The sequence below is a fragment of the Methylobacter sp. Wu8 genome (assembly GCF_036440755.1).
Taxonomy (GTDB): domain Bacteria; phylum Pseudomonadota; class Gammaproteobacteria; order Methylococcales; family Methylomonadaceae; genus Methylobacter_A; species Methylobacter_A tundripaludum_A.
The window spans coordinates 38,676-60,467 of the sequence record NZ_JAZGVT010000050.1 but is presented as its reverse complement, the minus strand read 5'-3'; the positions used below and the strand labels follow the sequence as shown (position 1 = coordinate 60,467).

Annotated in this window: 18 protein-coding genes; 11 read left to right on the top strand and 7 right to left on the bottom strand. The window is 50.0% G+C overall.

Annotated elements, in window-relative coordinates:
• Window positions 1–221 precede the first annotated feature (221 nt).
• The 5 genes from V3O24_RS05830 to V3O24_RS05810 form a co-directional block, all read right to left on the bottom strand.
• Entirely contained in the window at window positions 222–611 is a 390-nt protein-coding gene (locus V3O24_RS05830) for a PIN domain nuclease (RefSeq protein WP_331306575.1), read from the bottom strand.
• Entirely contained in the window at window positions 608–802 is a 195-nt protein-coding gene (locus tag V3O24_RS05825) for a type II toxin-antitoxin system VapB family antitoxin (protein ID WP_331306574.1), read from the bottom strand. Before V3O24_RS05825 ends, V3O24_RS05830 begins: the two co-directional genes overlap by 4 nt.
• A 143-nt stretch (window positions 803–945) precedes the next feature.
• Window positions 946–4,902 carry a hypothetical protein gene (locus tag V3O24_RS05820; protein WP_331306573.1) on the bottom strand — a complete coding sequence of 1,319 codons (3,957 nt, stop codon included), beginning with the start codon at window positions 4,900–4,902 and terminating at the stop codon, window positions 946–948.
• 63 nt (window positions 4,903–4,965) lie between these two features.
• Complete coding sequence (locus V3O24_RS05815; protein ID WP_331306572.1) at window positions 4,966–5,253, bottom strand: hypothetical protein; 288 nt, start codon at window positions 5,251–5,253, stop codon at window positions 4,966–4,968.
• A gap of 135 nt (window positions 5,254–5,388) precedes the next feature.
• Entirely contained in the window at window positions 5,389–5,625 is a 237-nt protein-coding gene (locus tag V3O24_RS05810; protein ID WP_331306571.1) for a hypothetical protein, read from the bottom strand.
• A 364-nt stretch (window positions 5,626–5,989) separates the two neighbouring features.
• Between V3O24_RS05810 and V3O24_RS05805 the strand changes: the two genes are divergently transcribed.
• The 10 genes from V3O24_RS05805 (at window position 5,990) to V3O24_RS05760 (ending at window position 20,204) form a co-directional block, all read left to right on the top strand.
• On the top strand, window positions 5,990–7,456 hold the full coding sequence (locus tag V3O24_RS05805) for an NAD(P)H-hydrate dehydratase (RefSeq protein ID WP_331306570.1): 1,467 nt from the start codon (window positions 5,990–5,992) through the stop codon (window positions 7,454–7,456).
• Window positions 7,453–7,875, top strand: a complete 423-nt coding sequence (tsaE, locus tag V3O24_RS05800) for a tRNA (adenosine(37)-N6)-threonylcarbamoyltransferase complex ATPase subunit type 1 TsaE (protein WP_331306569.1) — start codon at window positions 7,453–7,455, stop codon at window positions 7,873–7,875. Before V3O24_RS05805 ends, tsaE begins: the two co-directional genes overlap by 4 nt.
• An 83-nt stretch (window positions 7,876–7,958) precedes the next feature.
• Window positions 7,959–9,317 (top strand): N-acetylmuramoyl-L-alanine amidase, encoded by a 1,359-nt coding sequence (locus V3O24_RS05795; protein WP_331306568.1) that lies wholly within the window; start codon window positions 7,959–7,961, stop codon window positions 9,315–9,317.
• 99 nt (window positions 9,318–9,416) lie between these two features.
• A complete protein-coding gene (mutL, locus tag V3O24_RS05790; protein WP_331306567.1) occupies window positions 9,417–11,243 on the top strand; it encodes a DNA mismatch repair endonuclease MutL in 1,827 nt (608 codons plus the stop codon).
• 126 nt (window positions 11,244–11,369) lie between these two features.
• Entirely contained in the window at window positions 11,370–12,311 is a 942-nt protein-coding gene (miaA, locus tag V3O24_RS05785; protein ID WP_331306566.1) for a tRNA (adenosine(37)-N6)-dimethylallyltransferase MiaA, read from the top strand.
• Between the two features lie 156 nt (window positions 12,312–12,467).
• Window positions 12,468–15,926, top strand: a complete 3,459-nt coding sequence (locus tag V3O24_RS05780; RefSeq protein ID WP_331306565.1) for a mechanosensitive ion channel domain-containing protein — start codon at window positions 12,468–12,470, stop codon at window positions 15,924–15,926.
• 362 nt (window positions 15,927–16,288) lie between these two features.
• A complete protein-coding gene (locus V3O24_RS05775) occupies window positions 16,289–17,512 on the top strand; it encodes an NrdH-redoxin (RefSeq protein ID WP_331306564.1) in 1,224 nt (407 codons plus the stop codon).
• Window positions 17,509–17,934: an archease gene (locus V3O24_RS05770; RefSeq protein WP_331306563.1), complete on the top strand. Its 426-nt coding sequence runs from the start codon at window positions 17,509–17,511 to the stop codon at window positions 17,932–17,934. Before V3O24_RS05775 ends, V3O24_RS05770 begins: the two co-directional genes overlap by 4 nt.
• A 12-nt stretch (window positions 17,935–17,946) precedes the next feature.
• The gene (locus tag V3O24_RS05765; protein ID WP_331306562.1) at window positions 17,947–19,377 is read left to right on the top strand and encodes an RtcB family protein; all 1,431 of its coding nucleotides are present in this window, start codon (window positions 17,947–17,949) and stop codon (window positions 19,375–19,377) included.
• A 101-nt stretch (window positions 19,378–19,478) separates the two neighbouring features.
• Entirely contained in the window at window positions 19,479–20,204 is a 726-nt protein-coding gene (locus V3O24_RS05760) for a DUF72 domain-containing protein (RefSeq protein WP_331306561.1), read from the top strand.
• 70 nt (window positions 20,205–20,274) lie between these two features.
• On the opposite strand, the gene V3O24_RS05755 is transcribed toward V3O24_RS05760, so the two are convergent.
• Both V3O24_RS05755 and V3O24_RS05750 read right to left on the bottom strand, forming a co-directional pair.
• Window positions 20,275–20,772, bottom strand: coding sequence for a GNAT family N-acetyltransferase (locus V3O24_RS05755; protein ID WP_331306560.1), 498 nt, complete (start codon window positions 20,770–20,772; stop codon window positions 20,275–20,277).
• On the bottom strand, window positions 20,769–21,050 hold the full coding sequence (locus V3O24_RS05750) for a DUF1778 domain-containing protein (RefSeq protein ID WP_104424658.1): 282 nt from the start codon (window positions 21,048–21,050) through the stop codon (window positions 20,769–20,771). The genes V3O24_RS05755 and V3O24_RS05750 overlap by 4 nt, the downstream gene beginning before the upstream one ends.
• 329 nt (window positions 21,051–21,379) lie before the next feature.
• On the opposite strand from V3O24_RS05750, the gene V3O24_RS05745 reads away from it, so the two are divergent.
• On the top strand, window positions 21,380–21,712 hold the full coding sequence (locus tag V3O24_RS05745) for a phage holin family protein (protein WP_331306559.1): 333 nt from the start codon (window positions 21,380–21,382) through the stop codon (window positions 21,710–21,712).
• Window positions 21,713–21,792: the final 80 nt, after the last annotated feature.

Below are 21,792 nucleotides of genomic sequence, written 5' to 3'. Positions count from 1 at the left end.
GCAATGCCGTTAAGTTAAGGATTAACCGTTCGCTCTGAGCCTGTCGAAGGGCTGGGGCATGCTGCTCGGCCTGAAGCGGTAAAATCGATTTCGCATGAGGGAAACCTCTATGGAAACGCTGAATAAGTCCTTCGACAAGCTTGGGACGAACGGCAAGTGCTTGATTCCGTTCGTGGTGAGCTTGTCGAACCATGAACGGAATCAATTTATTCAGCACTTCCTTATACAACCTGCAATCCCATAAACTGTTGAAAGGGCTGGAAATCCTTGTCTGAATGCAATAACGGCAGTCCGTGTTCAATGCAGTAGGTGGCAATCATCGTATCGATGGTTTTGCGAACGGTAATGCCTTGTTGACGCAGTTTTCTAAAGTTTTCGGCGCTTTTTAAAGCCATGGTTGCACCCAGCATGGCGTGGACAGGTAATGAACTAAGCAAGGTTTTTGCGGCCTGATAATCCAGGTCTTGCCTAAACCCTTGCAGCACTTCCGCCAGAATCAGATCCCCAGTGCATACCGGCTGCACTCCTAGCAACTTATCCAACTTTTGGGTTGCCGGAGTTTCCGCGCCGTTGAAGTAATCGATCCAAACGCTGGAATCGACCGGAATCAACGATCAGACCTCATTTGCTCTAAATCGCCTTCCCATTTTAACTTGCCTTTAAAGGCTTTGATGCCCTCTTGCTGTTTTAACATTAATAAGGCTTTCAAACCGAGTTCCACCGCTTCCCGCTTGGATTTTACCCCCGTCGCTTTTAAAACATCGGCCATCAAGGTGTCGTCAATGATTATATGGGTTCGCATTGGGTTGTCCTTGTGTAAGGAATTTATAAATGATACGCATTAGAGCATGTCGTTTGGAGTCATTCAATGTTGAATGCATTATTGAGTTAGGCTTCGCAAAAACGATAGGATTTATTCCGACTACGAGTTTACAGACTCCAAATTTAATCGATTTCAACTAAAGGGAGACGGAGTACTGTAAGATTTTTATTGTCGAACCCACTGGGTCGTGCTTGCAAAAGGGTGTGGCGAATAACGTCTGCTCTAGCACGAAGTTGCCATTCGTCTTCCGGGATAATTTCAATGAGTTTTTTAAGCACTATTTCCAACGCGGAAATTTCTTTTGCATGATGTTCAAGCGCAGAAAGCAGAATGTGTAGCGCATTCGGTTCACTCTTTTCACTAACCACTACAGGTAATTTGCTTGCAATTTGCTCTGCTTCCGCAACTAATAAATCTTTTCGCGACATTCGTACCAGCATTGCGGCAAGTAGGTATTTAGGTTTTTTAAACTGCTCAAGTAATATCGGGTTTTTTATATTTATGTCAGTTTTCCTACCTGAAGCACACCAAAAACCGGCTAAACGAAGCAAACCCAATTGTGCCGGATTATCGGTAAAGGCCCGCAGAATGAATTCAAGCGGGGCTTTTTTGAGTTCCCAGGTAGTGTCTATGAAATGTAAGGTATCTAATTGTCCAAAATGATCATAGAAATCAATCCACGGCTTTATGTTACCTTTCACATTGTCAAAATTGACAAGAAAATCTCTATCTCTCCAACGTCTTTGTGTTGACAGCAGATGTGTTTGTAGTAATTCGGGGTCAAGGAAATTCAATGTTCCGTTACAAGTGGCATAAAAAGCTAGTATCCAGGAAAGTGTATTCTTCACATCAAGAGAACAAGAACTTATTATGTGGTCGCATAGTGACTTCTGTGCGGAGCATGTAATTTCATTTCCTTTGTCACTTACGCTGACACCGTTAATTGCAGCAGACAAAGTGACCTCAATTTTGAACAAAGGATTACATAATTCATCCAGGTTAATCCCATCTTTTGTCCATGTTTCTTCTTTAATCTGCCATTGATTTAAATCACCAAATAGATTAGAGCGAATCTGTTTAACCAATAATAACAATTCAGATTTTGAAGTAGCTTTTTTCAAATGACACGCTATAGGCCAAGGCAATTTTCCAGCCCAGAAACACCAAACTTCTTGTTCGCAGGAATTTGCAAAATATTCCAACACACTGGAAAGATTAGCAACACTCGGATCACTATGAAAATCAGCAAGCTGAAATAATAGCTTCCAGTCAGAATGAAGATTTTTTTCCGATCTTAATGTCTTGATGTCACCAAAATCAAATTGCTCGTGCAACTTAGAGACAGATTTAAAGTTAACCTGAACTCCAGAAAAACAATTATCAACATGCAATTTAGCATCAATGTTGTTTTTATGATTCCACCAAGATGTCAATGGAGTAAGCCATTCCGATGCTGTTAATTCAACATCAACTTCTCGCGATAATAATCCATCTGCACATCCTTTGATTGATAATTGAGGAATCAGTTTTTCAAGCCTTCCCGTATCCAAACGATCCATTTGAAGTTCATTTGACAACCATGCCGATAAAATAATTGCAGCTTTTTCCGGCTCCTCGGGCCAATTTTTTGCTACCAGTTGACCAGCCCATGGTATATCTTTTTTCTCAAGATAAAGGATCAACATCCATGCTGAAAGACTCCGAGCCAAACTATGTTGACCCAACCAAATATCTATTTGGTGCTGAAACTCAGTCTCCACCGCGGAAGAATAGATACTGGCAAGTCGACTTATCAAGCCGTTTTCTTTGTTAGGTGGATTAGCAAGTAGATCGAGCGAACATGCCGCTAAACTTCGATTAATGAGCGGCATATTGCCGATTGTGCCGCTTTCTAAAATCTCAAGCGCCAAATGAGAGCCTAATTTTGCCTCAGCTCGATTACCCTCATTGCGATTTAAATCTTCACAAAGCAGCCTTATTTTGTCCCGGTGATCGCGCATCTGTGGTTCAACAAAAAATCGTCCAACCGCGAAAAGTAGCGTATTTCTCCAATAGGCTGAATGAGCAATAGCATCCAATCTCTCGATGATCACAGACGAGTCGGTATTGGTCAAGCAAGCAGCAGCCATATACTCTTGCAATGATCGGACATCAAAACTCAATCGGCCGGGTGTGCGGCTGGTTAGAAAAACTAACCGTTGTTTTGCGGCCCCTATAATCATCTGCTTTTGAGTCGCTAATTCATGTGAGGATAAACCGTTTTCCTCAAGACACTCGCTAACCAGTTGTTCGAACTCAGTTATAGAAATATCTGCCTGGGTGCCGCCGGACGATTCGGCACGGCACTGCAAAATAAAACCGACTCTGTGATGAAGAGCGTCGATGTCTGGTCGGCGTTCGTTGAGTGCAATATCAAAAGGGGGGACGGCCTTATGAAGCTCGCGCTCATAAATAGTTCGGTAGTAATCGTTGAAAAGTTGCCATCTGCTATCGCTGGGTTTGCCGCTGGCTGACACCACTGTCACCATAAATGTGACTTGCAATGGCGAACGCATTAATCGGGCAATCAAGGGGTTATTGGCTGCATCTGTAAGCGTCGCCATTGTTTCTGCGGCTCGCTGACTGCCTTTAGAAGCTGTCTTTGCATCGACATAACGTTGAGCACAGGCCAGCGCACGACGCTTTGATAGTGGCGCTAAATATCTGTGAGCAACTTCATCACCGTCAAATTCACCCGCATACCCATCAGGACGGGAACTCGCCACTATCATTAAATCGGCTTCTACGTCCCTGGCTTCGTTAAGGAAGTTTTGGATAGCTGCTACAACTTCGCGGCGATTGCTAGAAGATGGCACTTCGTCTAGTCCATCAAGAATCAGGAGCCAAGGGAACAGGCGCAGCCATTCACGAAGGTCTTCATGGGACAATGCCAAGTCCTGACTTAGGCAGTGGCGTAAATACTCGGATAGAGTTTTAACCGTATCTTTTGAAAGCGCTTTGGCAAACGCATTTAACTCGACACGGAAAGGATAACGCGGCGTATTAGGCCAGATTGCCTGTTCTTCTTGACAACGGGCTTTGATGTCTTTGATAACACTGCGCACCTTAAATTCTACGCGACGTGGCTCACGCCGATCTAATAGCGCCGCACGGTGGATTTGGGCGAGGAATTGACCGATAGTCGATTTTCCTGAACCCGGCCCACCCAAAAACACAAAGCGACCATAGATACGTTGTGATTGTAATCCAGTTAGCAGGGTCTTAAATGCCTGCCGGTGATCTTCTAGTGCTAATGGGTCAAGTTTATTGGCTGCGGCGTGAAGTAAATTATGCAAGGATGCAGGCGGTAAATGTTCAGTGAATTCATCTTCTTCTGTCGGTTCTAACATGGAAGCTTTAGTAATAGGCAAATCCATGAAGACATGAGCTAATCTAATTCTATCTTCGGATCGATCACCTGCTTGACCGAGTCTTGCGTCTTCATCGACCAGTATTTCTTTAGACAAATAAGCGGCTAAGATCGCATCGGGGTTGGCGGCATTGGACAGCTTTTTTGCAATTGCGGCTAACAAGTCACCTGGGGTGAAAAAACATTCGAAACGTTGCCGAATTTCTGCATATCCATCAACGTATGCTTTTAACTGATTGGCGTCCCAAATTGCATAATCTTTTAACCCAATTGCGGCTTTGTGATCTTCGAAAATCTGAGTTATGGCGTCTTTACCACCGTTGGCAGCGGAACTGAGTTCTACGTTAGTGCAAAAAATAAAGTAATCCGGTTTAGGAGTTCGATTGTTATTTGAAATCCAGACGTTGAGCTCATCCTCCAATTGCGACTTTGCCCATTTCTGATCTTTTTGGGTGTCTTCGATTTTTTCTTTGAATTTTGCCTGAAGGACGCCGTAACCATCCCATGTAGTGTTTGGCGGAAAAGGAAAATTGATTTTGCCTTGAAATGTTGCTTCGCGTCCTCCATCCGGGCCGTTACCGAAAATCGTTACTCCGGGGCCAATAACTTTCAGAGAAAGTGCACGAATGAATTGTTCGAATGAATCAGGTGAGAATCCTTGAAAGTTCATGATTTTTAACAGCCTTGTAGAAATGTGGGGTGGGTACGCGATTTTGTGTCCATCAAGAATGACCTAACGGTAATATTCAAAAGGATTAATCAAATCAAGTCCGCAACTGCTAAAGTCCTTAATATTGCGAGTTGTAAGTTTAAAATGATTGACCAACGTAATTGAGGCGATTTGACCGTCGGGAAAGCTCATTGGGCAGCCAATTTCCTTTTTGTGCCCCATTATTTCAGAATAAATACGCGCAGCAGCGGCATCGAAGTCGAGTACCCTATATTCAAAGCCTTGGGTAACGAATTCTTCAAAACGGTTTTGCAAGTTTCTACGGCGTTGTCCATCGGCCAGGACACGCAAGCCGTACCCGATCTCTGCAAAGCCTTATGGACGTAATAAAGAGGTTGGTGCCGGGTTGCCGATTTAGCCATGCTACAACAGACTCGCTTGGGTGAGGGCGCATAACTTCTGAAATGATATTGGTATCCAGAACAATCACAACAATAAATCCAATGGTTCATGCGGCGTATGTTCAGGCAATTCCAGTTCGACTCCGTGCTTTTCGCCAAACAATTGCAAAGCCATATCGCCGAGTTTAATAGGGTTTGCAACGGCTTGTTTAAGAATTTGGCGTACTTCTTCTTCTTCCATCGAAACGCCATGTGTCGCAGCACGTAGACGTAGTTTTGAAAAGACATCCTCATCCAGTTTTCTAACGCTTAAATTTGCCATGATATGCCCCCAAAAATCCAGAATTACATGCACTTGAATGATAGCATTTGATAGCACACGGTTCAATGTGTGGTGGGTGGCGTAACCAGACGTGGCGCATCTTCACTTTTCAGCCAAGCTTTTTACTACTGCGTTATAATCAAATCCAGCCAATAAAACCTTTAGGGAAGCGTTGAGCAAATCATTTCCGTTGATGGTTCGACAGGCTCACCATGAACGGAATCAGTATGTTACCGTTTTCTTGAGCCCTTCGGCTACGCTCAGGAGAGCCCTGTCGAAGGATTAAATCGGCGTTTCCTTTAGGCTTCTCGGTGCTACCCAGAGGCAACCTGCCGGTTACCGCTACGAAACAACATCACAAGACATGCAAAATTTACCAATAAAACTCTATCGCGCCGCGCAGGTCAGGGAAATGGATCGAATCGCGATTCAGGAACGCGGCATTCCCGGTTTTGAATTAATGAGCCGGGCAGGGTATGAAGCGTTCCAGCGCATTAAAAAACAATGGCCGGATGCCCGGTCAGTCGCCGTTTTTTGCGGTTCCGGCAATAATGCGGGCGACGGTTATATTATTGCCGCGCTGGCAGTGGAAGCGGGGTTGAACGTTTGTGTTTATGCGGTTTCGGAGCCTGATAAACTGACCGGTGACGCATTATCCGCCTATCGGAAATACGATGCAGCCAACGGCACGGTCATACCGTTTCAGACCGGACATACCATCAACGCCGATGTGTTGGTTGACGCGCTGCTGGGTACCGGATTGGACAGGCCGGTTACCGGGCTTTACGCCGAAGCGATACAGACCATCAATGCCCATCCGTCCCCTGTGATCGCCGTGGATATTCCATCCGGTTTAAATGCCGACACCGGCAACGTGATGGGTTGTGCAGTAAAAGCCGCTTGCACGGTTAGTTTTATCGGTTTGAAACAGGGCTTGTTTACCGGACAGGCGGCCGAGTATTGCGGCGAGATTTGCTATGCGCAATTGGGAGTGCCCGAAGATGTGTTTACCGGAGTTAAAGCGGCGGCGACGCGTGTAGTCAAGACGCCGTTGCCGCGCCGCGACCGTTGCGCGCATAAAGGCAGTTGCGGACATGTGCTGATAGTTGGCGGCGAGCTGGGCTATTCCGGTGCGGCCCGGATGGCTGGCGAGGCGGCGTTGCGGGTCGGCGCAGGCTTGGTCAGCATAGCGACCAGGGCCGGGCATGCCGGGTTGATGAACCTGAACAGGCCGGAGTTGATGTGTCACGGCGTGGAAACAGCCGGGCAGTTGGCGGCGTTGCTGGCAAAAGCCGATGTTGTCGTGGTCGGGCCGGGATTAGGGCAAAGCGATTGGGCGAAAGCGCTGTTTAATGCCGTGATAAGTTCAGCAAAACCGATGATAGTCGATGCCGACGGTTTGAATCTCTTGGCCGGTTCGCCAACCCAAAAGCCGGACTGGATTTTAACGCCGCATCCGGGTGAAGCCGGTCGGCTGTTAAACTGCACGACTGCGGGCATACAACAAGACCGGTTTGCGGCGGCCTTGTCCATTCAGGCCCGCTACGGCGGCGTTGCGATTGTTAAAGGCGCAGGCACATTGATTGCATCCGAACACGAACTTGCCGTTTCCAATACCGGCAATCCAGGCATGGCGTCCGGCGGCATGGGCGATGTATTGGCCGGAGTGATCGCCGCATTGCTGGCTCAGGGCTTGTCTTTAAAGGATGCGGCGCAGCAAGGGGTTTATAATCACGGCTTGGCGGCGGATTTGGCCGTAGAAAAAGACGGGGAAAGAGGCTTGCTGGCCGGTGATTTAATGCCTTATCTCAGACAATTGGTAAATGAATGAAGACATATTTAAAGGATGCCGAAGCGACAGAACAGTTTGGCGCGAAGCTTTGGGCGGAGTTGCCGTCAAAATGCGTAATATTTTTGCATGGCGATCTGGGCGCGGGAAAAACAACGCTGGTCAGGGGCTTTCTCAGGGCGGCGGGCTACACCGGCGCGGTTAAAAGCCCGACCTATACGCTGGTCGAAGAATATACGATAGCGGGGCGCAAGATATTTCATTTTGATTTGTATCGGGTCGCCGATCCCGAAGAGCTGGAATGGATCGGCATAAGGGATTATTTCGATCAGGATTGCGTGTGTTTTATTGAGTGGCCGGACATGGGCAAAGGCTTTTTACCCGAGCCGGATCGGGTCATCAGTTTGGCTACGGACGGGAACGGGCGCTCACTGGAATTACACGGCAACTCACAAAGTTAAAAAAATAGTCACACAACCGGCCTAGAAAAACAATTACATACTGCTATAATCTAATCCAGATTATTACTTTATGAGTTATGCCGATGGGAAGTTACTGGAAGCTCTTGTTTGTTATTGGATTACAGGTATTGGGGGCTGTGCCCGGTTATGCGCAACAAATCGATGTGAGTTCATTGCGTTACTGGAATACGCCTGATCAGACTCAAATGCTGTTCGATGTGACTGCTTCGCCGGAACATCGTATTTTCCTGATGAAGAATCCGGCGCGCCTGGTGATCGATATGCGCAATGTCAATTTAAAGCAGGCGTTAAGCCAGCCGCCGTCATCCCATCCGCTGTTTTCTCAAGTACGCGTTGCAGCAAAAAATAAGACCGATATAAGAATTGTAGTCGATTTAAAAAGAGAAATTAGCGCACAAAGCACGTCACTAAGAACCAATAGCCTGAATGGCAAGCGTCTGGTTATTGAGTTATTGGATAAAGACCCGAATAAATATGCGAAGGTTGAGCAGAAGGCAGAGATTAAGCCTATTGCCGCTAAACCGGCGGCCTCCAAAGTGGCGGACAGCCAGCAACAAATAGAAAAACCGGTTAAGGAATTGCAAAAGAAAGCAGCTGAAAAGTCTGAAGCGATAGCTGTTAAATCAACAAAAGAAGCTGAAAAGGCAGAGGTCGTGCCGGTTAAATCAACAAAAACGGCCAAACGAAACAAAGACATCATTATTGCGGTTGATGCGGGACACGGCGGAAACGATCCCGGCGCACATGGAGCCAACGGTACCGAAGAGAAAAAGATCACACTCGAAATTGCCAGAAAACTTGCGAATTTAATTAATAAACAGCCGGGCATGAAGGCCGTCATGGTTCGTAAAGGCGACTATTTCGTCGATCTTAGGAAAAGAATGCAGATTGCCAGGGCAGCCAAGGCCGATTTATTCATCTCAATTCATGCCGACGCCTTCCAGAATACGACAGTCAAAGGCGCTTCGGTATTCACCTTGTCTAACAAAGGCGCAACCAGCGAAGCCGCGCGTTGGCTGGCAGACAGCGAAAATGCATCGGACTTGGTCGGCGGCGTCAGCCTGAACGATAAAGAGGATGTGCTGGCTTCGGTATTGTTGGATTTGTCGCAGACCGCTACTCAAGACGCCAGCGTGAATGTTGCGGGCAAGGTGTTGAAAAATTTCGAACGCATCGGCGAGCTGCATTACGCTTCGGTGCAAAAGGCCGGGTTTCTGGTGCTGAAATCGCCCGATGTGCCGTCTATTTTGGTCGAAACAGCGTTTATCTCCAATCCGTCGGAAGAGCTTAGGTTAGTCAATGCCGCGCATCAAGCGAAAATAGCCGGCGCTATTTTTGATGGCGTGCGCAATTATTTCGATACGACGTCTCCCTACAAACCCTCCCCAGAGGGAAGCAGCGTAGCGGCTTTAGAGATGTGATAAAGCTTTAACCTTGTAGGATGCCGGTCGGCTTCTTACAAGGCAGTGTGAATAATTACCCCCATCATATAAAATACGCCTTTTGCTTTAGGCTGGCTGATGCGTATCCGTTCCCTCCCCACTCAACTTGTCAACCAGATTGCCGCCGGCGAAGTGGTCGAAAGACCCTCGTCCGTGGTTAAGGAACTGGTTGAAAACTGTTTTGATGCGGGGGCCAGTCACATCTCCATTGAAATCGAACAGGGCGGCGCCAGGCTGATAAAAATCAGGGACAACGGCTGCGGCATCATCAAAGACGACTTGCCGTTGGCCTTGTCCCGGCATGCGACCAGCAAGATCGCCAGCTTAAAAGATCTGGAGCAGGTGGTCAGCATGGGCTTTCGCGGCGAGGCCTTGCCCAGCATCAGTTCGGTTTCAAGGCTTACGCTGATTTCACGCATCAGCGACGCGGATTGCGCCTGGAAGGTTGTTGCCGACGGCTCGGAGCAGGATTTCAATCCGCAACCCGATCCGCACCCTCCCGGCACAACGATCGATGTGCGCGACCTGTTTTACAACACCCCGGCCCGACGCAAGTTTTTAAAAACCGAAAAAACCGAATATGCCCACATAGAAACATTGATCAAACGCATGGCACTGAGCCGTTTCGATGTTGGTTTTACGCTGTCGCACAACCAAAAGGAAATGCTCAACCTGAAGCCGGCGGCAACGGAAACCGAGCGGGAACAGCGGATTGCCGGTATCTGCGGCTCGTCCTTTATTGAAAACTCAATAAAAATCGATTTTGCGGCGTCCGGCCTGCAACTGGCCGGTTGGGTCGGCTTGCCGACTTTTTCCCGCAGCCAGCAGGACATGCAGTTTTTTTACGTCAACGGCAGGCTGGTCAGGGATAAGCTGGTCTCCCATGCGGTCAAACAGGCTTATCAGGATGTCTTGTTTCATGGTCGGCACCCGGTTTTCGTCTTGTACCTGACGCTCGATCCTGCGCTGGTCGATGTCAACGCCCACCCGGCAAAACTGGAAGTCAGGTTCAGGGAAGGCCGTTTGGTGCATGATTTTCTGTTTTCTGCGCTGCACCGGTCGCTTGCCGATTTAAGGCCGGGGCATGGCGTAATCCAACAGTCGGCCACCGAATCGCCGCCGCAAACACAAGCTGTCCAGAATGTAAGTTGGCTAAACGATAGCGTAACCCAACAATCAAAACCCGATTTTGATAATAAACCGGCCTACAGCCCCAGACCGCCGCAACAAGCATCATTACCCTTACATGTAGAAGAAACCGTACAAGCCTATGCGTCGCTGTATCCAAAACCCGAGCCGGTAGCGCAGGTTCAACCGGAAGCGAAGCCGCTGGGCCACGCGATCGCGCATTTGCACAACATCTACATCTTGTCCGAAACCGCGACCGGCATCATCCTGGTCGATGCCCATGCCGCGCATGAACGGGTTACCTATGAGCGTTTGAAACAGCAATACCAAAACGGCGCGGTGCCCAGTCAGCCGTTATTGCTGCCGATTAAAATAAAGGTCAGTGCGGCGGAGGCGGATTTGGCCGAACAGGAGCAAGCGTTTTTCACTTCCCTGGGTTTTGAGCTTAACCGCGCCGGACCGGAAACCATCGTCCTGCGTTCAATACCCGCTCTATTGGGCAATACCGACATGGAAACCCTGATTCGCGATGTGCTGGCCGACATGGCCGAACACGGCATGAGCCGGCGGATACAGGAAAAATCCAATGAAATATTAGCCACGGTGGCCTGCCATGGCTCGGTGCGCGCACATCGCCGCCTGACCATCGACGAAATGAACGCCTTGCTGCGGGATATGGAACAAACCGAAAGAATAGGGCAGTGCAATCACGGCAGACCCACCTGGATAGAATTATCGACCGGCGATTTGGACAAGTTCTTTTTGCGCGGGCAATAATGTTATCGGTACAAGGCGAAAGGCAAAGGGCGAAAGGTGTTTTTTTCGCCTTTCGCCCTTTGCCTTTTTATTAATCTATCCAATCAGCGTCATCCGTGTTCCATTTTAGTTACCATCACCTCAATTATGAAAAACCATCCCAATCCTCCGGCCATTTTCCTGATGGGGCCTACCGCTTCAGGGAAAACCGCGCTATCCGTACAGCTGGCCCAGGCGCTTAACGGAGAAATCATCAGCGTCGATTCCGCGTTGGTGTTTAAATGCATGGATATAGGCACCGCCAAGCCGACGTTGGATGAAAGAGGCGGCGTTGCCCACCATTTGATCGACATACTCGATCCCGCCGAATCGTTCTCTACCGGTCAGTTTCGGAAACAGGCGCTGGACTTAATGGATGACATAACCCGGCGCGGCAAAATCCCGATACTGGCCGGCGGCACGATGCTGTATTTTAATGTCCTGAACAGCGGGCTTGCGGTGTTGCCCGAAGCCGACCCGGTCATCCGGGCCAGGCTCGACCGGGATTTGGAACAATTGGGTAAAGAGACCCTGCACAGCCGGCTGGCTGGGATCGACCCGGAGGCGGCGGCGAGAATCCATCCCAACGACCCGCAGCGCGTACAACGCGCCCTGGAAGTCTACGAAATCAGCGGCAAGCCGTTAACGTCTTTTTTCACCGAAGCCCAGGCGAAAGACATCCCCTATCGACGGATAAAACTGATTATCGCCCCCCAAGACCGGGCCATACTGCACGGCATCATCGCCCGGCGCTTTAAACAAATGCTGGAACAGGGATTTATCGATGAAGTGGAAGCGCTTTATCGGCGCGGCGATTTAACCGAGAAAATGCCGTCGATCAGGGCTGTCGGTTATCGCCAAGCCTGGTCCTACCTGCAAGGCGAATATGATCTTGAAACCATGACCGAAAAAGCCGTCGTCGCCACCCGGCAGCTGGCCAAGCGCCAGTTTACCTGGCTGCGCCGGGAAACCGACGCGGCAAATTTCCAGACCGGCGAACCGGACCTGTTAACAAAAGTGTTGGCGGAAGTGAATGCCAGGCTGCGCTGAAAGCCGCCGCATCTTGCCTGCATCCTTGCAGGTAAAGAATGCATCTATGCCGCAGTGCCGGAGATTCGCATCCTTCTCACGCTTCCCGCTTCGAAACCGGCAAAAACAGTTTACAATAACGCTGCTATCCATTCCCAGTTGTGCTTTGAATAATCTATGAAAATCATTAATTTGCCTCTTACTCAATTTAGGATTCATCCCCTGTTGTTTTTATTGCTGGTTGTCGCCTTGGGCTCAAGCGGGGCATGGGCTAAAAGTGCAGCCTCGGATGCGGGGCAGAAAAATCCAATGTTTCAGATCAATAAAGACACGCTAAAAGCCAAAATAGACGCCATCAATACACGGGAGGGCATTGATGAGGCAACAAAATCCAAGTTGCTGTCAATTTATCAAACGGCCGAAGATAATTTGGCCAATATCGAAAAGTTTAAGGCGCAGACCGCCGATTTTAAGGCGGCCCTGAAGCAAGCGCCTGAACAAACCAAAAGGCTGCAAAAGGAAATTGAGCAGGCTTCGCTAAAAGCTTCCAGGCAAAAACCGGAAGATTTTAGCCGGATACCGGTCGAGGAGCTTGAGCAGCGTCTTATTATTGAGAAAGGAAATCTCAGTAATCTGGACGAGCAGCTAAAGAAACTTGAAGATGAGCTTGCGGTGCAAAGCAGCCGCCCGCAGTTTATTCGCGAAGAAATGCTGGCTGCGCAGCAAGATATAGAGACGGCGCAAAAAAAACTGGGAATGACGGCGGATAAATCGGATTCAAAACTGGAAGTCGAAGCCCGGCAGGCGCAGCTGAAAACATCAATTGATTCACGCGCGGCCGAGTTGAAAATGCTAGATGTTGAAGCCATCAGCAATCCGGCCCGGGTTGAATTGCTTAAAGCCCAGTTTCAGCAGCTGGATATGCAAAAAGCGGCGTTGAGCTCGGTTGTTGCTGCAATCGAGAGTCTTGCTCTCGATTTACGCCAGCAGGAAGCGAAACAAATGCAGGATGCACTCAGCCAGGCGGAAAAAGCGGCTTCCGGTAAGCATGCCCTTATCCAGGAAAATACGCGGGAAAATATTCAATACAGCCGCGATTTACAGGACTTTACCGCAAGAATTGAGCGATACACCGAACAAAAAGCCAGGGTGGATGCTCAAGCCGGCGAAATTGAAACCGACTTCAAAAGCGCTGAAAAGAAAATCAGCCTGGCGGGTTTAAGTCCGGCTCTGGGGAAAATACTGCGCGAACAGCGGCGCAATTTACCGATTCAGAATGAGTTTGAGCAGCAATCCCAGGTTATTCAGAATGAAACTGCAATAGCCAGTCTTGCGCAATTCAAGGTTGAGGACAAACTGGAGCGGCTGGCCGATGTTGATGCAACGCTGAAGGACATGATGAGACGGCAGGTCGATCCGGCCTTGCCTGCCGATCAGCGCATGATGATACAGGCCGAGTTAAGGGTGTTGCTGAACAATCAGAAAGAGCTGCTCAACAAGTTGTCCGTTGCTTATACAAGCTACCTGCACACCTTAGGCGACCTTGATTTTGCCAGGCAACAAATGATCACTCAGGCCGGTAAATTCGCCACTTATCTGGACGAGCGTTTGTTGTGGGTGCCCAGTTCGGAGCCGATTAACCTGAATTATATCGCCGATTTATATCATTCCGCACAATGGCTGCTGTCGCCGTTTAACTGGATGGCGCTGATTAAAGATACGGTTAAGCTGGCCTGGAATTACCTGTTTCTGACGTTTGTCGCGGTATTGTTTTTTGTCGGTCTACAGTTTGCCAGAAACTGGGCGAAATTACAGTTGCAAGCCATTTCCGGCAAGGTTGAAAGGATTTCTACCGATAGCTTTTATTACACCTTAAGAGCGTTGGCCTACAACTTGATTATAGTCTTGCCGTTGCCGTTGCTTTTTGAGTACCTGGGCTGGTTTTTGAGTATGGATATTGGCGTTGACGATTTCTCCCAAGCGCTCGGTAAAGGTTTGCAGGGAGCCGCGCTGCCGCTGTTTTTCCTGCAATTCTTTTACCGCCTGTTTGCGGCCGATGGCATAGCGCGCAAACATTTTCAATGGCAAAAAACGATAGTCGGTCTTTTACGCACACAGGTCGCCTGGATACGTTTTATTGTCGTGCCGGGGGTATTCATTATCAGCAGTACCGGCGCATCAAAGTTTTCCGCACACAGCGACAGCATCGGCCGTTTGGCGCTGATTATCGACATGATTGCCATGACTGTATTTGTGGGCCGGGTGTTAAAACCCTCCAGCGGTTTGTTGCGGGGCTATATCGACAAAAACGCCGACGGTTGGATAGCCAAGCTGCGCTACGTCTGGTATTCGGCGGCCATCGCGATACCGTTGGTTATCATCGGATTTGCTGTGGCAGGCTATTATTTGAGTGCATTGGAGTTGCAGCAAAAACTGGTTGTCACCTTAAGGCTGATTTTTTCGGTCATCATTATTCATGCGCTGGTGTTTCGCTGGTTAACGTTGGTCAACAGACAGCTGGCCATCAGCAATGCCAGACAAAAACGCAAAACCGCGGCGATTGCCGAAAAACCTCTGGCAGGATCGGAAGATCCGATACTGCCGGTTGACGAGCAACAAATCGATATACCTAAAATAAACGCTCAAACGATAAAACTGCTGAACGTTTTTATCGGTTTTACCGTGGTGATCGGTTTCTGGATGATCTGGAAAAACATCTTGCCGGCTTTTTCATTTCTGGATCGTGTTGTACTCTGGCATCATCTGGTTAATATCGACAACCAGGAGAGTTATCAGCCGATAACCTTGATCAATCTGCTGTTGGCCGGGTTGTATATTTTTATCGCGGTGGTCTCGATACGAAACTTTTCCGGCGTAATGGAATTATTGGTATTCAGGCGCTTGCCGATAGAGGCGGGCGGCCGTTACGCGGTTAACCAGCTGGCTAAATATGTTTTATTTTCGATAGGCTTTATCAGCGTCGCAAATGAACTGGGCGGCAGCTGGTCTCAGGTTCAGTGGCTGGTGGCGGCGCTCAGTGTCGGCTTGGGTTTCGGCTTGCAGGAGATCTTCGCCAACATGGTGTCGGGCATTATCCTATTGTTCGAGCGTCCGATCCGGGTCGGCGACACCGTAACCATAGGCAGCATTACCGGTAAAGTCAGCCGTATTCATATGCGCGCCACTACGCTGATAGACATGGACCAGAAAGACCTGATTGTGCCGAACAAAACCTTTATCACCAGCCAGCTTATCAACTGGACGTTAAGCGATGCGGTAACCCGCGTGGTGATTCCTGTCGGCATCGCCTACGGTTCCGATGTGGAACTGGCGCATAAAGTCATGGTCGATACCGTAAAATCAACGCCGCTGGTGCTTGCAGAGCCTGAGCCGAGTGTATTGATGGTCGGTTTTGGCGAGAGTTCGCTGGATTTTTCCATTCGTGTTTTTGTCTGCGAACTGTCAAACCGGCTGCCGGTGACGCATGATTTACTTTTCCGGCTTGAAAAAGCCCTGCGAGAGCACCGCATAGAAGTTCCCTTTCCGCAACGGGACATCCATGTGCGTTCTGTAGTGCATGATGCTAGTGAGACAAACCATGATGTACAGCAATTGATAACGGCGCCGCAAGAGTGAGAAAGGCTTTAAAACTTGCTGCAACGATTAGCCGCACGAGGGAGCGAGAAAAATAATTGGGGTTGCGAACGACAGACTAAGGATACGGTCATTAATAACTTCCCGATATGGATCGGGTAAAATTCTTCTGTTCGCCCTGAGCCCTTCGGCTACGCTCAGGAGAGCCTTGTCCACGCCTGTCATGAGCTTGTCGAATGGGGTGGACGGAAAAATTTCGGCCTACCGTGTCAAGCCGATCATGCTTCGACAAGGCCTTTAGTCCTGAGCGTAGTCGAAGGGGCTGCACGAACGGCTTGACGATAGAAGACAGTGATTTAGGAAAGTTATTTTTAACCAAATCCTAAGAGGAGGTATCCTTGAAAATGATAGTTGGATTATCTGTTATCCGGTGGTTTTTGGTTTTTGTCTGGCTATCGGCTTTCGGCCTGAGTCCGACGGCGTTTGCCGGCAGAATGGATTCTTTACCGGCAAGCGCCGGCAACTCGAGTACGCAGCCAGCCGATATTGAGGTCTTTGTGCAAGAGGGTTGCCCGCACTGCGCGAATGCGCTGGCGTTTTTACAGGCTCTTAAACGCGAACAGCCCACGCTGAGCATCGCCACTCATGACGTCGTTCATGAGCCCGCCGCATTGGAGCGATTACGGCTGATCGCCAGAAATCAAGGTATTAATGCAGTAAGAGTGCCCGCTTTTCAAGTGGGCGGGCAATTGATTTCCGGTTATTCGGAGGAGGCCGGCACAGATCAATTGCTCCGCAGCCTACTGGCTAAAGTCCGCATACCGGAAAAACAGGATGATTCGGGCAGCTGCACCATTGAGGCGCCCTTGTCCTGCGAGGCGGCGCAAGACATCGACTTTTTCGGTTACAGGCTATCGCTGGATCAGCTGGGTCTGCCGCTGTGTACGCTGGCAATCGGTCTGCTGGACGGGTTCAATCCGTGTTCAATATGGGTGTTGCTGCTGATGGTCTCGTTGCTCGCGTCGATGAAAGACCGGATGCGGATGTTCATGATCGCCGGTACATTCGTCGCTGTGGAAGGTTTGGTCTATTTCATCTTCATGGCGGCTTGGCTCAACCTCTTTCTGCTGATCGGCCTGTCCCGGGTTTCGGAAATCGCCATTGCAGTTATAGCCTTGCTGGTCGGCGCGATTAACCTGAAGGATTTTCGGTTTTATCGACAAGGCGTGTCATTAACGATCCCCGATGCGGCCAAACCCGATATTTATGCCCGGATGCGCAAAATTCTGCAAGCGCAAAATCTGACCGGCGCGCTGATCGGTGCGGTAGTGCTGGCTGTTTTGGTGCAGATTGTCGAATTCATGTGCACCTCGGGTTTTCCGGCGTTGTACACACGGATTCTAACGCTGAAACAGCCCGATAGTCTCGGCTATTACGGCTATTTGCTGCTGTACAACCTAGCCTATATGTTCGATGACGTTATTGTTTTAGCCATCGGCATCGTCACGCTGAGCCAACGGCGGCTCCAGGAAAGAGAAGGGCGCCTGCTTAAATTAATCAGCGGTTTGGCGATGATCGGGGTTGGCGTCTATCTATTGTTGAAGCCCGTCGGAGCGGTTATAAGATGATGAACATGCCTCACTGGGAACATTTCGAACACGAAGCCGACATCGGCATACGCGGTATTGCGCCAACGCTTGGGCAGGCGTTCGAACAAGCCGCCGTCGCGATGACCGCCGTGGTGACCGATCCCGAGCTGGTTTCGGATGCCTTAGCCGTGCCGATAAAATGCGAAGCACCCGACAACGAACTGCTGTTGGTCAGCTGGATCAATGAGCTGGTTTATGAAATGTCCGCGCACGGCTGGTTGTTCAACCGCTACCGGGTCGCCATCGACGGCGGCAAATTAACGGCGACCGCTTTTGGCGTAGCCGTTGACCGGCAAAAACATCAGCCCGCCGTTGAAATCAAAGGCGCTACTTTTACCGGGCTGCACGTCTACCGGCAAGCTGACGGCATGTGGGTTGCCCAATGCGTTGTCGATGTTTAAAGGAGAGAATCAATGGATACCGGTCAATTTATACAACGAGACGAAACCTGCTGGGAAATTGAGCCTAAAGGCGCAATGCGCGTTCCGGCGATTATTTATGCCGACGCGCAATTATTGCAGGAGATGGACCAGAAAGTTTACGAGCAGATCACCAATGTCGCGACCTTGCCGGGCATTGTTCAGGCCGCTTATGCGATGCCTGACGCGCACTGGGGTTACGGATTTCCGATCGGCGGCGTCGCCGCTTTCGATCCCGATCAAGGCGGGGTAGTGTCGGCAGGCGGCGTCGGTTTCGATATTTCCTGCGGTGTCCGCACTTTGCATACCGGCCTTAACATCGATCAGCTGCAGCCGCACAAACAGGCGCTGGCGGATGCGTTGTACCGCACGGTGCCGGCCGGTGTCGGCAGCCGGGGCAAGATACATCTGAACCATAAAACCATGCACGGCATGTTGACAGGCGGCGCGCGATGGGCGCTTGACCAGGGGTTCGGCGAACAGCGGGATCTGGAGCGCATTGAGGAACACGGCTGCATGGCCGGCGCCGAACCGCACTATGTTTCCCCCAGGGCCAGGGAGCGGCAACAAGATGAAATGGGCACCCTGGGCTCCGGCAATCATTATCTGGAAGTGCAGCGGGTCGCGGAGATTTTCGACCCGGCTGTCGCCAAAACGTTCAGTTTGCGGGTTGGTGATGTGGTGATCAGCATCCATTGCGGTTCCAGAGGCTTAGGGCACCAAATCGGCACCGAGTTCCTGAAAGACATGGCGATGGCGGCGGCCCAGTACCAAATCGCCTTGCCGGACCGCGAACTGGCCTGCGCACCGCTGAATTCACCTTTAGGAAAGCAATATCTGGGCGCGATGCGGGCCGCGATAAACTGCGCATTAGCCAACCGCCAGATTATCACCCACCTGACCCGGCAGGCCGTGGCGACGGTGTTCCCAGGCATCCACCTCGGTTTGCTGTACGATGTCTCGCACAACACCTGCAAGCTGGAGCGGCACATGATTGACGGCCAAAAGAAATCGCTGTTCGTACACCGTAAGGGCGCAACCCGCGCTTTCGGCCCCGGCCATCCCGATTTGCCGGCTGCATTCAAAGAAGTCGGTCAACCGGTGCTGATCGGCGGCTCGATGGGTACCAGTTCTTATGTGTTGTGCGGCACCAAAGAAAGCGAACAGCGCGCATTCAGCTCCGCCTGTCACGGCGCGGGACGGGCGATGAGCCGCACGCAGGCCACCAAGCAATGGCAGGGCAGAACGCTGGTCGACCAACTGGCGGCCAAAGGCATTATTATCCGCAGCCCGTCGATGCGCGGCGTCGCCGAAGAAGCGCCCTTGGCTTACAAAGATGTCAGTGCGGTGGTGGATATTGCCGACCGGGCAGGTCTGGCCCGAAAAGTCGCCCGACTGGAGCCGGTGATTTGTATTAAAGGCTAAAGGCTAAAGGCTAAAGGTGAAAGGTGAAAGGTGAAAGGTGAAAAGGGTGTCCCGCTAAAGTTTCTACGCTGTTGGTTATCCCGGCAGGACTGTATAGACCTATGATTTTCATCGGCACCAGCGGCTGGAGCTATCAGCACTGGCATGACTGTTTTTACACCGGCGTCGCGCGAAAAGATTGGCTTAAATTCTATGCAGAACGCTTTTCCGCAGTGGAAGTGAACGGCACTTTTTATCGCCTGCAAAGCCCCGCCACGTTTAAAAAATGGTTTGACGAAACACCGGCAACATTCAAGTTCGCATTAAAAGCCAACCGCTATTTAACGCATAACAAGAAACTGCTTGATCCCGAACCGTCGGTGCTGATTGAGAAAAATCATGCCGTAGCGCTTGGAGAAAAACTGGCCGTTGTTTTGTGGCAACTGCCCGGCCTGTTGAAAAAGGATCTGCCCCGGCTGCAAGGCTTTATCGACGCCTTGCAACAATGGCCCGAAGTGCGGCACAGCATAGAATTCCGGCACGTCTCCTGGTTTGATGATGAAGTGGCAGCCAAGTTGGCCCAAGCGGAAATCGCCGTTTGTATGTCCGATGCCGAAACCTGGCCGATGTGGGATTGTGTCACCTCAAACCTGGTTTATATCCGCCTGCACGGGCATGCGCGAACTTACGCCTCTTCCTACAGCAACCCCGAACTGGCCTATTGGGCTGAGCGTATTACTGAGTGGTTAAATGAGGGTAGGGAAGTGCATGTTTATTTCGACAATGACGCCGAATGCGCCGCGCCTTTTAATGCCTTGGCCTTGCGGGCGATGCTGGAAGTTTTATAAAGGCGGAAGCTATAACTATCCAGACAAGTTTTATCGGTCATCCGTAGGGCGTGCTGCGCGCGCCTTATTTTCATCGGCAAAAAACCGCAGCAGGCAGCAATAAACGATCCGGTTGACCCGAAAGTTCAATAAATCCGAAATGCCGATAGAACGCGGCGGCAGAATCATCCTTCGCATCAACGATGATACCAACCACAGCTAAAGTATCTCTTGCCCGTCTTACCTTTTGGCAAGCATCGGCCAACAAGATTGAACCCAGCCCTTTGCCTTGAAAGGCTTGGTCGACGGCTAAACGCCCTGTTAAAGCCACCGGCACAGGGTATCGCGGCAGTTTGTGCGCCAGTTTTTCAGGTAAATCCGAGCAATTGACACTGCCCGCACTTAACGTAAAAAAACCGGCCAAGCAACCTAAATCATCCGCCGGCGAAGCGACAAAGACTCTTGCAAGATCGCGTTTTATATCCTGTGAAGCATAGCGGCGGATATAATCATCAAGTGCGGATTGTCCGCAACTAAACGATTTTGCATCAAACTTTCCATCGTGAGCCCGGATTATATAGCTCGTCAACGTTCAACCTGTTCACTATGGCGATCGAATGCACGGATTAAAGCGTCATTGGCTTGTGCGGGGTTGTCAAGGGCGGCAAGAAAAGCTTCAAAATCTGCCGGATCTAAAGTGATCGATTCATGCGCCTGAATTACTTGTTCCGCTGAAGCCAAGGCATGAGAAAGTATAAATTCTGAAACGCTGACATGCGCGTAGGCAGCAGCCTTATTAAGCATTTGTCTAGCGTGATTATCGCATCGTATGTTGAGACGATTTTCTTTGACTGTTGTTGCGCTCATTGGGAATCTCCTAAACCAACGGGTTTAATTGTGCGCCGTTTGTACAGACATTGCAATATCGGTATCAAGCAATCTCGAATATTTGCCGGAAAAAAAGTCCTGTATGGAGTGCTATTTATGTTGGCGCCTCTATATTTCAATATGCGGTAGGTTTCGGGTTTGCCCGCAACCGTTCCATCATCAAATACCGAAATGTTGGCATTCGATGAAACTCTGCACGCTACGGTATTTTTTGTGGCGATTGAAAAAATAGTACGCACAGCGTACCCTACATAGCTTACTAAAACGCCAAGTTTTCATAGGACACTCACGCCTTACCGGAGGTATTTATGCTCACGTTCCTTGCTCATCTGATTTTGTCGGCAGGCTTGTTGCTGCTGATGGCCAACCTCGTTCGCGGCGTTCAGGTGGAGGGCTGGGGGGCCGCGTTCATCGGCGCGCTTGTGCTCGGTTTCGTGAATGCGGTTGTGCGGCCGCTGATGGTTCTTCTGACGTTGCCGCTCACTGTCCTGTCCTTTGGGCTCTTTCTTCTTGTGATCAACGCGCTGATGCTTTGCTTGGTTGCGGCAATCGTTCCGGGCATCCGCGTTCAGGGGTTTGGGCCTGCATTGCTGGGAAGCCTGGTGCTCACGTTGCTCAATCTTGTCGTTGCGTTCCTCTAGCGAGGTAAGCGCAGGTGGGACATCTTGCTGACATGAAAGAAGCTGAATTTTAAGCGCCTCTGTTTTCCATTGACTTATAT